The sequence below is a fragment of the Acinetobacter sp. A1-4-2 genome (assembly GCF_040233925.1).
Classification (GTDB): Bacteria; Pseudomonadota; Gammaproteobacteria; order Pseudomonadales; family Moraxellaceae; genus Acinetobacter.
Map to the genome: position 1 here is coordinate 65,848 of NZ_CP157982.1, position 13,172 is coordinate 79,019.

Sequence of the window (13,172 nt, forward strand, 5' to 3'; positions counted from 1 at the left end):
TTAATTTGCTGTCAATTCAGCCTGAAAATGCTGCTGGATCTGCTGCCTGCGCAACTTTCCATTGTCGGTCAGCATCTGGTTACTCAGGGAAAATGGCTCGGGAGCACGACACCAGCGTTTAATCTGGGCATAATCAGGCATTCGAGCATTGGCTCTCTCGATTGCCACTGCAAGCCGTTGCTCGGAAGTGGAATCATCGGCATAAATCACAGCAGATAGATACGGCTGTGCCTCCCCGAAAATGGCAATCTGCTGAATTTCAGGTTCGGTCAGGCTGTTGGACTCCACCCATTCTGGGGAAATATTGCGTCCAAAACTGCTGACAATGATCTGCTTGATGCGCCCGGTAATGTATAAATAGCCGTCTTCATCAAAATAGCCAGCATCGCCAGTATGAATATAGGGAGTGGCTACCAAGTCGTTGACATAACCCAGCATGGCATTGCCTTTGACCACCACTTCACTGTTTTCTGCAATTTCGACTTCGACATGGGGTAGAATTCGACCTACACTGCCAACCCGGCGTGCACCTGGCAGATTCAGACTGACTACCGAGGCACACTCGGACAGGCCATACCCCTCATAGACCGGAAGTTTTAGCTGCTGGCACTGTTGAAGCAAATCGGCAGATACTTTCCCGCCACCGACGGCAATAAATTTCAGCGTACTGAGACCTGTACTGCCGTATTCAGTGCTATATTCCACAATAGCTTTCAACATTTGCGGCAGTAAAATCACACTTTCAATCTGATACTTTCGGACAGCTTCAACGAAACGTTGTGCATCAAAGCTATGGTTAGAGATCAACCCAAACTGACTCACCTCACCTATGACCACTGAACGTCTCATATTGAGTGCGACATAAATCCCGGCAATATTTTCCAGTAAAGTGGCAAATGGAATCAGGCATAAATGCCGTCCGAGCTGACTGCTGGCCAGTGCCTGACTTAGAGAATGGGTAATTGACTCAATAGTGTCTTCCGGCAGACATACCCCCTTCGGCGTTCCAGTACTGCCCGATGTATAGGTAATTTTTGCCAGCTGCCGGGATTGATAAGGAAGCAAGCTCTGGTGCTGTGTTTGATGCTGTGCTAAACGAAAAAACAGAGCATGCATATCGACAGATACAGAGACCTCATGCTTGCCTATTTCATCGACTAATTCCATTAGCCACTGTGGTGTATCCTCTATTTTTTCACTTGCCATGCAAAACAGGTCTGCCTGACTGTCTTGTAACAAATGAAGAACCTGTTCTTTGGTAAAAAATAAGGGAATAGGAATTACGGTCACACCGGCTAACTGGGCCGCGAGATCAATGATAATCCAATCCACACTATTCACACCCCACAGTGCCAAGCGTGGAATATTTAACTTCATTAACTCGGCACGAAGCTGTTCAACCAGACGTTTCAGCTCGGCATAGTTAATTGTATCCACGTCAGTAACAATGGCTTCACGTGTCGGATCCTGCTGAGCATAGGCTGAAATGGCCTTAAACAAATGATTCATCATGTTAAAATTCCGTATATCTACCAGGACGAACTACTGGTCAATTGATTCAGAGAAACTGTAAAACTGCTGAGTAACCTGCAATGCTGCAGCTACATCAATGGCAAGCACATAAGGTTTCTGCTGGTAATAACTGCCCCATTGAAGTTTTGCTTCCCCCAACACTTCAGGGTCGGCTTTTTCAATGACATGAAACTGCAAACCCATTTTTTGCAATACATAACGAACCGCTACAGTACCGGTACACACGGCCCAATCAATATTTTTTTGCGATAAATGAAACACCAGAAAAGCCACCATCAATTTGGCTTTATCCATATCCAAAGCTGCCAAATTGCCAATCTCAACAATCTGCGGTCTTTGCACTGGTACATTACCTAATTGAGTGAGTATCTGTTCAATCGGCGCATCTAGATACCGTTCAAGAAAAGCATCTGCCGCGCTTAAATGCTCCATTCCAATCACGACCTGCATCTCTGCCCCAACATAACCGGCAAACAGGGTAGAAGAAAATTCACAGACCGAGGCCTGATGGACTTGGCGGTATTTCTCACGGATAAAGTTTTCCAACATGTTCCGTTCAGCGATCTCGCTTCGTTGCACGGTTTTCACCACGAGTCGAAGTGATGAGTTTTTTAAGACCACAACAGGAGAAATAGAATAATTTTTTTGTTCTAAAAGTTTCTGATTATTGATGTTTTTTTTAAATTTTAATGGATGGATATTGCGATCCAGATAGTAGATTTTACTAAATGAACGATCATCCAAATTGAATTTCATCATTCTCTTTTCACCACACATAAACAGCTTGGTGATCACCTTAGGTCTGTAAACTTAAAAAATACTTAACACTATCGAAGGCGTATTTTCAAGCAACTTCAGGCTTGAAAAGTTGAGCTATAGAATGAATCAGGTTCAAATTAAAGCGAATTATGCATCGCAATATCAGCACTTATCTTTGATTTTTAAACGGGTAGTTTAAATCTCAATCATGTTATTTTTATCACTTAACATTTTGTTGTTTCTGCTTTATTAAGTAAAAGAGTATGCATCTGGAAAACAAAAATCGGAGCTTAAATCATTCTAAACTTCAAACAAGGTAACCATATTTCTGATGAATGAACATCAAGGTGAAATATGGAAAAAATACAGTGTGCTTTAAAATGACAGCCCCCATAATTCTTGTTGCTGTTTAGTAAAATTGTTCCCTTAATATGTAATCAAATAATTATCAGATACTTTTTCTCCCCAGAAAAGCATTTCCCATCTCACTTATAGTCCCCTAACCCGAATAGTGAGCTGAATAGGGATTGAGAGCTAAATGTATATTATGTGGCGCTCATGTATTTATATAATAGAACTTTATTTCAGGACTTTTTTGATTTTACTGATCAATGCATTGGCAAACTCATAATCATCAAAATCAATATTGATCACCTCTTTATTTCCCTGACTCATTGACAAGGTTTTAATCAGTACTGAAAAAGTATTCGATTCAAGTGGCATAATTTCTGCTGAAACAATATGAGCAGCATTAAGAAAATTTTTTTTTAATTGAATTAACATTTTTATTTTCGAATAAAAAACCAGAAAATTTATAGCATCTGAATTCAAAAAATATATAAATACTCCAAATTTAAATACTAAGCATGATTTTTTTAATCACCCATTTTTCTTAGTCTATTTAAATTCTGATTGAGTCAATAATAGTTTAGTTTGAGTACTGCTTATCCTGATTCAGGTGGCAATTGTTCACGACTTAATAAAAAAGGTGTAGCAATTTGCTACACCTTTTTTCTATTACTGATTTAGCATTTTTTTCAACAGGTTTTCCAGCTCCTGTAAGTTTTGATCATCAAATTCACTTATTTTTAATGACACTTTTAAAGTATTGTGATCAAACTTGATATTGCCGGCGACTTTCCCCTCATATTCAATTTTATGCACGATTGACGTTTTAATAGGTTGTTTGGTTTCTTTCGATTTGAGAATTTTTTCTGCCAATACTGCCAGTTTTGTTTGCTCTACTTCTTTTTTCAGTAATTTCGCCCAGGCTTCTAGCAGTGCTTTTTTAGCATTGCTGTAATTTTCTTCATAATCGGAGAGAAACTTTTTGACTGCTGTTGCGGCAGTTCGTGCCAGCAATGCCGGTTGTTGCTCTAAATCTTCAATCAGCTCTTGAGGTAATTTTTCGAAAGATAAATATTTATACATATCTTCCCTGTTCATGCCTAAGGATTTTGCCAGTTTTTGCTTGTTCTTTTTTAATTTCTCATCCAGTGAACTTAAGCCCACATAAATTTCATAATCGGTTAAGTCTTCCCGTTTTAGGTTTTCCGCTAGCGTTAACAGTGCTACTTCTTCATCAGATGCATCAATCACAATCACTTCAATGGTGTTTTTATTGAGAATTTGATGCGCTTTCAAGCGTCTTTCACCAGCGATTAATTCATATTTGTCCTGGATCCGCCGCACTGCAATTGGTTGTAACAAGCCAATTTCTTCAATCGATGCCGCCAAGTCTTCTATATCTTGTGGATTAAATATTTTTCTTGGCTGATTTGGACTTGGCTGGATATCTGTAATTTGTACATTACGACGCAATTCTTTCACATCATTAACATGCTCTTGCTGAGCTTGTTGATGCTTTTGAGTATTTTGCTGTAAACGTTGTGCCAGCAATTCTTTTGTACTTACCATAATATTCTCAGCAGGCTTTTATTCAACACGATTGATGATTTCTTTGGCTAAATCTTGAAAGGCTTTACGAACTTTAGCGTTTTTATCTACACTTAATAAGGGCTGTTGTAAAATTGCGGCCTGATTCACTTTAGTACTCATGGGGATGGTGGTTTGTAACAGTTCACCGACTTGACTTAAAGCTTCATCTCTAATCAATTTACAGACGTTTTGACGTTCATCATGTTTAATCAACAAGGCGCCTAAAAGTTTTAACTCAGGATTGACCCGTCTGATTTTACTTAAATGGTTAATCAAGTCAGTTACTCCATATAAGCCATATTGTGAACCTGACTCAATTGGTACCATCACATGGGTAGATGCTGCCAATGCATTACTGGTGAGCAGTTTTAGGCTTGGAGGACAGTCAATCAGAATGAAGTCATATAATCCTTTTAATAATTCCAACTTATTGGAGAGTTCTTCGGATGGTCTTGGGGCATCATCTTTGAGTTGATCTTCAGCTTTACCTAAATTGAGTGAACCATAAATTAAAGAAACGTTTTTGAAATTGGTTTCTTCTTCCAGGGCATCCGATAATAGGTTTAAATCACCCAGCAGTAATTCAGCCGACGTGGTTTCAACTTCACTTGGATGTCTTGATCCGATATGTAAGCTTGCATTGGCCTGAGGATCTAAATCTATCACCAATACTTTATTACCCAAGTCGGCTAGTTCAGACGCTAGATGAACGACTGTGGTTGTTTTTCCACAACCACCTTTATGATTTGCCACTGCAATGATTTTAGTTGACCGAGTTGTCATAATTATCCTCACTTGAGTTATTGTAATATAAAGAACTTTGTAGCAAGTTGCTACACCTTGTTGAGCTTAGTTTGAAGTTATAATCTGAATATGAATAAAAAACAAACAAATTGATTTTTTTATAAAATATAGCTAGCTAATTATAATTAGTATTAATTAATATAATTAGTTAATTATAATTAGAACACTTTTTTATTTTTTAAAATCAATATCTTATAGATTTTAAAGTGGAAGCTTTGTCACCGAAAAGTGGAAGGTTTGTCACTGAAAGGTGGAAGACTTGTCACTGAAAGGTGGAAGACTTGTCACTAAAAGGTGGAAGGTCTGTCACTGAAAGGTGGAAGGTCTGTCACTATGGTGGAAGGCTTGTCACGGGTTTTAAAAAAAACTTAAATTTATCTTACAATATTATTTAAATTCAATATTTTAATCTGTTGATAAGTTGAATTATTTGACCTTAAAGGTGGAAAGCTTGTCATTTTGATATTTTTATCCTGTGGATAAACTGTTTGTTGCTAATTTCATCAAGGCGACTGTACATTTTCACTTCTGGACTGGCTAAAAGTGGAAGCTTTGTCACTATTAAGGTGTATTTTTTATTATTCTTTCCACTTTATTACAGGGCTTAATGGTTTTTTTCCCTTTTTAGCTGACTTAAAGATCTCTGAGAAATATTAAAAGTGGAAGCTTTGTCACTAAAAAGTGAATTTTTAATATGGCTTTCCACTTCATGTTTAAAAAGTGTTTTAAATGGCAAAACAGAGTGACAAGCTTTCCACTCTTAGCTTGGGATTTAAGAGTTTCTTGTCCAAGGGTCGGTTTGCCTGAGTTAAAATGGTGGATAATTTGCATGAGATTCCACTTTTGTGTATAACATGTAGAAAATAACTTTTTTTTTCCACCTATGAACAAGCTGAATCAACAAGAAGAAATAGAATACTTACCGTATTGTATTGGCAATATTCGACATAATGGCGTGGTCAGTACCAGCAATCGACTGATCCGACCGATCGAACTGTCATCCAATGAGTACAAAGCGTTACTTTATGCGATGGCAGTGGCCAACTATGGTGAAAAAAATAATCAAGATCGTGAAATTACCGAGCAAACCTACATTTATTTGCATAAAGATGATTTAGGCGAATTGCTGGGTCTGGATAAAAAGAATTCCATTAATGTCGCGATTGACCGGATCTATAAAGAGCTGTCCTCCCGGGTGGCCCATTTTGTCATTGAAGAACCCGTAGATGAAAGCAAGCGCAAGGTTAAAAAAGTCCATTCGGTAGTTCCGATTATTCGAGAACTGCGTTGGGAAGATGATGCCAAAAATGCCTTGCAGATCCGTTTTACCAGTGAAGTACTGCCTTATTTTACCCGTCTGGCAAGCGGCAATTTTACCACTTACCAATTAAAGGATTTATTTGCTTTAGACTCGGTAACCAGTATGAGCCTGTATTCCTACTTTATTAAAAACGAGTTCAAATATGCCAATCAAGACTGCTATGAAGTTGAACTGTCACTGGAAAATATTAAGGCACTTACCGACATTGGCGAAAAAAAATATGATCGCTGGGTCGACTTCAGGCGTTATGTGCTGGATAAGATTGTTGAAGAAATTAATCAAAGAACCAGCCTTAAACTCGAATATGACACCATCAAGAAAGGCCGTCCTGTGGTGGGTGTGCGCTTTAAAATTGTGAATGGACATGCTGAGGTGGTGATCCCACACAGCAACGAAAAAACCCAGATCTATCTGGATGTCGATTTTGATGATAATGCTATTGTGAAAGAGCTGGGGGCAAAGTTCGATCTGACAGTCCGTTCCTGGTATATCTATGCCAATGATCCGAATTATAAACAGTTCAGCAAATGGTTTAAGACCGAAGGCTGCTTAACTGATTCTCAGGCCAACGTGATTGTAAACGATATTATGTTCCAAATGGATTTTGCTGTGGCGGGTGCTTCCATGAGTGACTTCAAGAAAGAGATGAAATATAAACTGAAAAATGATCCCGATTTCGTTCAGCAAAATCGTGCGCGTTTGAATGAGATTTTTGGTAAAGAAATTATTTAAAAAGTGTAGCAACTTACTACAGCTTTTATGACTATGCTTTAAACTGGATTTTTGCATCAGCGCTGATTTAAAGCATGTAGCAACTTGCTACATTTCTTATCCGGGGCTGGATTTAATGCAATATTTGAAAAAGTACAATCGCAGTGACAAATAAAGTCCTATCGCTCTGGAAGCTTTTGATCATCAAGCTAAACTATATACTTATAATTATAAAAAATTAGACTGATGGATTCTGCATGACCCTGGTGTAACTGCAACAGCTACAAAAACAACTTTGGAATATTGCCAATATGTTGCGTGGCAGCATAGGGGAAGATGAATTGCGTGATTACAACTGGGTTTTTATTTTCTTTAAATATCTGTCAGAAAGCGGTGAACTTTGCCAATAAGCTGTTAGAGGGTGAAGATATACCTTGAGCTGGATGAAAACAATCTTGAGCATGTGTCATATATCAAAGAAATTAAAAAGAACGCTATGTGAAGAAGCGGGTTATGCCTTAACCCTAAAACAACTATTTTATAGCCTTGTGCAGCGTGGCTGTCAGGGAAAATTCATTCGAGATGATTTAACTGCACCCTTAAGTCGATTAAACAAATTACCCTGGGTACCGACCGATGACTTTACTAACCTGCTTAAAGACTTGGATTTAAACTCCACCAAATTTGACAACAATGCCAGTAACCGTAATTAACTGGTGGTAAAAGTTCTCAGTCATTGAGATGATTTTGATATTTCCAATACCGAAGCCGATGTAGTAGGGTATGCCCACGAATACCGGATTGGCGAGTCTGCTTCCGGTGCCGGAAAGAAACCCGGCAAGTTCTATACCCCGCAAAAGATGTCAACCTTACTGTTCAAGATGGTCACCCAAGGTAAAGAGCGCTTGCGTTCCGTTGTGGGTGAAGCGTGAAGGTAAAGATGTGGAGATGATTTACGGTCAACGACAAGATTAAGCTGTTTGAACGGGATCGTGTGTTTAGCTGTCTGCTGGTGGAAACGCGGCAGCTGATTAAGCAGTTTTATGTCGGGTTTGAAAAGCAGACAACGATGTGATCTGGCAAGATAAGATTTGAGCCAGTCCAAATCATTCCTGATCAGAGATCGTATTTAACTGATGGACTTATGCCCAAAAAAGAAAGGAAAAGGATCATATACCCATGATGTATGCTGGCTTTTTCTCTAGAAAATAGCCTAAGCATGACACCCATTATTCAGCTCATAAATCCGCAATAGTGGGTCAAAGGGTATCCATATCTTTGAGAACAACTGAATAACCCCATTGAAATTGGAGGCTATCTTTGGTCTATTTTTCAGGTTTAGCTAAGTTTTAATTTTTATTCAATAACTTGTCGTGATTTTACTGAGTAGCTTATGCATCGGCACACTCAAACATGAGGTTTAAAAAATAGCATTCATCGAGTTTATTAGACATGAATTTATTAACTTGTTGATCAAATGTATTATAAAATATAAATATAGTCACAATAGTTTGGGATCAGGTTTTTGAAACAGATTCTCTTGGCACTTAAATTAAATCTTCGCAAACTGATTTTGATTTCGACTATCCTCAGTGTTTCGTGTTTATTTATTGTTTCTGTATTTATTCTTAATTATGTCATTAAAGACCAATTAATTCAGAATTCACTTTTAGTGAATGTCAAATATGCCTCCAAGGTTGCCAACAGCGCAGATCAGCATTTCGATGATATGCTCAAAGAATTAAAGTATAGTGCTGAGTTGTTAGGGCAGGATTTTTCTAATCCCCAATTAATCCAAGAAGAAGCAAAGCGTCTTAAACATCAATCCAACAAATTTAACAGTGTATTGGTTGTGGATAAGCAAAGCAGAGTTATTTCTTTTGCACCTCAAAGTTTAAACTTGAGTCCCCATATTTTATATAAAACAGTGGGAATTACTGAATCCTTAAAGCATAAAAGCACTTATATTTCTCCTCCTTATTGGTCAGTTAAACATAATCTAATTGTACTGCTGTCTCAACCGATCTATGACCGCAATAAAAAATATCAGGGCATGGTGGGGGGCACGATTTATTTACAAAAAAATAATCTGATCCAGAAAATGCTTTCTACCGAATATGACTTTAAGAAAAGTTATATGTATGTCATTGATAAGGATGATCGAATTATTTTTCATCCCGATCCGAGCAGAATCGGAGAAAAAATTATCAATAATACCGGACTGGATTATATGATCCGTACCCGGATGGGGAGTGTCCGATTAATCAATAGTCGAGGAATTGAAAATTTGGCCGGTTTTGCCTACATTCCCAGTGTGAACTGGATTGTCGTCTCCCAGCAACCGACGGAAGAGTTGTTTAGGCAGGCTAACGTTATTCTTTTAAAAGTCTCAGTCGGCATTTTAATTTTTTATATTTTTATTTTTATTATTGTCTGGAGAATGTCGCGCTTTATTTCTTCACCGTTAAATAGCTTGGCAAAAATGGCCAGCATGCTCAATCAGCCCGACATTCAGGAGAACATTAAACAAGTTGATCCTTGGTATTTTGAGGTTTTAAAGTTTAGAACCTCATTGTTACTCAGCTCGCAAACCTTCAGTGAGAAGATTGCTGAATTGCGTCAACATGTGAATACTGATCCACTGACTGGTTTATATAACCGGCGGGGGATGCAAATCTTCTTAAAAGAAGTGATGAACTTAGGACGAGATTTTGCTGTGCTAGCAATTGATATCGATTATTTTAAGCAGGTGAATGATCGCTATGGTCATGGTCAAGGAGATGCCGTTTTAAAAACCCTGGCCAGCTTGATGAAAAATAATTTCAGGGATGAAGACATCTGTTGTCGGATAGGAGGAGAGGAGTTTATTGTATTAATGACGACTTCAGATGCGAAGGTTGCTTATAATGCTGCGGAACGTTTAAGAAAAACAATCGAATCTAGTAACTTCAATTTTATCGAACCGATTACCATATCTGTTGGAATTGCCTTTTGGCCTAAAAGCTCAGATGATGTGACCGAGGTTTTTAAAATGGCTGATAATAAACTTTATCAAGCTAAAAATAACGGACGCAACTGTATCTGTTATTAGGTGGAGAGAGCGTATTGAGTTTTATACTAATTCGATCTGTTTATAATTAAGCTTGAGCTCGCTAAGCGAAGCGGGGTGAGCAAAATGGTAACCTTGAAAATGGTCACAATCATAGTTTTTTAAAAACTGCGCCTGAGCTTGAGTTTCTATGCCTTCAGCAACCACTTGTAATCCAAGTTGATGAGCCATGACAATAATCGCAGCGACAATCGCGCCATCTTTCTCATTTTGAGGTAAATGTTCAATAAAACTGCGATCGAGTTTTATCTCATCCACAGGTAAAGTACGTAAATAACTCAGGCTGGAGTATCCTGTGCCAAAGTCATCGACAGAGACTTTGATGCCCAAGTCACGAACAGCCTTTAAAATTTCTAACGAACGGTCAGCACCTGCGATTAACATGGTTTCGGTAACTTCAATTTTTAACAACTCTGGTTGCAACTGAGTATCTGCCAGGGTTTGTTGTAAGTCATGTAAAAAGCTGGTGCGCTTAAACTGTAGCGGGGAAAGATTGACAGCTACACTCAGATTAGTGCCATTTTTCTTGTTCCAATCGACGATATCCTGGCAGGCTTGCTGTAATACCCATTGGCCAATCACTACAATTTGACCGGTTGTTTCAGCAAAGGGAATAAACTCTGCTGGAGAGATAGAACCTCTTTGCGGATGCTGCCAACGAATCAAGGCTTCTACACTTTTTAATTGTCCTGAGTCAGCATCAATAACCGGTTGATAGACTAACCTGAACTGTTTTTCTTCTACGGCAACCATTAACTCATGGCGCATCAGTACATAGTCGATTTTCGGAGTGCGCGTAGAGTTAAAAGCATACCAATGCCAGGTATTGCCCCCTTCTTTTTTCGCTTCACTCATCGCATGTATGGCATGATGCAGCAATTCGTTAGATTTTTCTATTTGAGGATCATCATCTGCAATGCCAATACTGGCACTAATATGGATTTTATGACCATGAATATTAAATGGAGCTGACAGACTTTTTAAGACTTGCTCTGCAAGCACAGCGACCTGTTTTAAATCATCACATTTATTTAGCAGTATGCCAAATTCATCTGCTGAAAAATGCGAAATGATATGCTCTTCTGGGATAACCTGACGCAGGCGATTGGCTACAGCTATCAAAAGTTGATCACCAATGAAGTGGCCCAAACCTTGATTTAAAGGCTGGAAGCCATCTAGATCCACATACATGACAATGAGTGATCGGTGATTGTCATGGTGCAAATGGAAGGTCGTATCCAGTATTTCTTCAAAGGTATGATGATTAATTAATCCGGTTAGACTATCGTGGGTCTGCTGACGGGCGATATATTCGCTATTTGCCCGCTGTTGGGTAATATCTTGCTGAATTCCAATAAAATGGGTGCAAAAATTTTTGTCATCAAAAACCGGCCCCAATACCAGCTGATTCCAGAACCAGCTGCCATCTTTACGATAGTTTTTTAGGGTGATCTGGATTTCTTGCTGTTCTTGAAGTGCGTTGCGTATTTTATCAATTGTCTTCGGGTCGGTATCAGGACCTTGCAGAAAACGACAGTTCTGACCTAGCACCTCTTCTTTTTTATAACCGGTCAGGCTTTCAAAAGCAGGATTAACATATTCAATAGCATGCTGTGCAGAAGCATTGGTCAGCACGATGCCATGAGGATTCGCATCGACACTACGTTTCAGTAAACGTAACATTTCTTCGGTTTCATGCCGCTCGGTAATATCACGGGCAATCCCAAATACACCGACCACCTGCTGAGCTTGTTGAAGAGGTAAATAAGTGAGGTCTAGCCAGTAACATTCCCCCAAGGCATTCTTTGCCTGAATTTCCAGGTGTTGGCTGTTGCCTTGCAAGGCCTGTTCAAATGCAGTTTGAACTATAGCTTGAAAGTTAGGGCAGATAAATTTTGAGAAATGTAAGCCCCTGGTCTGTTCCGGATTTAATCTGGTGAGGTCTTTAGAGGCAAGATTAACATCCAGAATAATGCCTGCAGGATTATGTTCAAAAATGGCATCGGGATGGTAAGTGAAGAAAGACCGATATTTGTCATTTAGCGCCAGTCTCTGTTGCCGTTCTGCATGCAGGTCCATACTCAAGGCAACTAAAGATGCGGCATGAGCAATCAATTTAATATGAGTAGAGCTTGGACACTTGGGAGAACGGTAATAGGTTGCAAAGGTTCCATAGAGGGTTCCCTGCGCATTAATAATCGGCATTGACCAACACGCGTTGAGATTCTCTTCTTGAATCAGGCTATGGAAAGCTACCCAGTTGGGGTCAATCGCTAAATTTTCACAAATCACCAGTTTGCGGTGAAAAGCGGCTGCACCACATGCGCCCACATGTGGACCTATTTTTAGATTAGAGACCGTTTCTATATATCGGTTGGAAAAATGCTGGCTACCACTAATTAAATTTAAAGTTTGTTCTGTTTCAGAGTACAACATAATGGAGACCATTGAATCTGGTATCCGGGCTTCTAGCCATTCACTGACCATCTGAAATATGAGGCTTAACTCAGCATGCTGCCCAATTAAATTAAAAATAGATTGAGTATCTAAATAACTCGCTGTTTGACTCATATAGTTTGCCACCCTAGAGTTGTATTGCGCATTTTGGATAGATTCTCAACGAAATTTTGTAAAACTGGATCTAAATGTGAATGATTACCTTTATTTAAATACTATAACAAAAATGCGATAACCTTCACATATTATTATCTAAAAGTCTTATCGATATCAGGTTTTAATTTAAACAAGTAGCCTCAAGAATATTCCCGGTTACAATCATCGGGACTGAAACAATGGTTTGTTAACGTATCAATAGCTTATTCATGCGTTTGCATTGCAACAGTATATGGTCCTGAAAAGCAAAGATACGCTGCAAATTGTATCTTGCAGAATACAACCTATAATGGAGAGATCACTACAACAGTAGCACTCATCACCTCGGTCTTTTTCAGCGTATTACATTCCTTTTTATTTGAATATTGAAAATATCGACATTTA

8 protein-coding genes and 1 pseudogene are annotated in these 13,172 nt (G+C 38.8%); 3 read left to right on the forward strand and 6 right to left on the reverse strand.

Going from position 1 to position 13,172, the window contains the following annotated elements:
- The 5 genes from ABJ384_RS14890 to ABJ384_RS14910 all read right to left on the reverse strand — a co-directional run bounded on the left by ABJ384_RS14890 (window position 1) and on the right by ABJ384_RS14910 (window position 5,013).
- Window positions 1-1,512 carry an AMP-binding protein gene (locus ABJ384_RS14890; RefSeq protein ID WP_349929874.1) on the reverse strand — a complete coding sequence of 504 codons (1,512 nt, stop codon included), beginning with the start codon at window positions 1,510-1,512 and terminating at the stop codon, window positions 1-3.
- 30 nt (window positions 1,513-1,542) lie between these two features.
- Complete coding sequence (locus ABJ384_RS14895; RefSeq protein ID WP_349929875.1) at window positions 1,543-2,292, reverse strand: thermostable hemolysin; 750 nt, start codon at window positions 2,290-2,292, stop codon at window positions 1,543-1,545.
- Window positions 2,293-2,871: 579 nt separating this feature from the next.
- Complete coding sequence (locus ABJ384_RS14900) at window positions 2,872-3,015, reverse strand: hypothetical protein (protein WP_171263237.1); 144 nt, start codon at window positions 3,013-3,015, stop codon at window positions 2,872-2,874.
- A gap of 294 nt (window positions 3,016-3,309) precedes the next feature.
- Window positions 3,310-4,209 carry a ParB/RepB/Spo0J family partition protein gene (locus tag ABJ384_RS14905; protein ID WP_086197142.1) on the reverse strand — a complete coding sequence of 300 codons (900 nt, stop codon included), beginning with the start codon at window positions 4,207-4,209 and terminating at the stop codon, window positions 3,310-3,312.
- A gap of 18 nt (window positions 4,210-4,227) precedes the next feature.
- Window positions 4,228-5,013: a ParA family protein gene (locus tag ABJ384_RS14910; protein ID WP_349929876.1), complete on the reverse strand. Its 786-nt coding sequence runs from the start codon at window positions 5,011-5,013 to the stop codon at window positions 4,228-4,230.
- Window positions 5,014-5,917: 904 nt separating this feature from the next.
- Between ABJ384_RS14910 and ABJ384_RS14915 the strand changes: the two genes are divergently transcribed.
- The 3 genes and pseudogenes from ABJ384_RS14915 to ABJ384_RS14925 all read left to right on the forward strand — a co-directional run bounded on the left by ABJ384_RS14915 (window position 5,918) and on the right by ABJ384_RS14925 (window position 10,157).
- Window positions 5,918-7,087 carry a RepB family plasmid replication initiator protein gene (locus ABJ384_RS14915; protein WP_349929877.1) on the forward strand — a complete coding sequence of 390 codons (1,170 nt, stop codon included), beginning with the start codon at window positions 5,918-5,920 and terminating at the stop codon, window positions 7,085-7,087.
- A 290-nt stretch (window positions 7,088-7,377) separates the two neighbouring features.
- A pseudogene (locus ABJ384_RS14920) lies at window positions 7,378-8,029 on the forward strand (N-6 DNA methylase); the annotation flags it as partial.
- A 562-nt stretch (window positions 8,030-8,591) separates the two neighbouring features.
- Window positions 8,592-10,157, forward strand: a complete 1,566-nt coding sequence (locus ABJ384_RS14925; protein ID WP_349929878.1) for a sensor domain-containing diguanylate cyclase — start codon at window positions 8,592-8,594, stop codon at window positions 10,155-10,157.
- 21 nt (window positions 10,158-10,178) lie between these two features.
- Here ABJ384_RS14925 and ABJ384_RS14930 read toward each other — a convergent pair whose 3' ends face one another.
- Entirely contained in the window at window positions 10,179-12,746 is a 2,568-nt protein-coding gene (locus ABJ384_RS14930) for an EAL domain-containing protein (protein ID WP_349929879.1), read from the reverse strand.
- Between the last annotated feature and the right edge of the window lie 426 nt (window positions 12,747-13,172).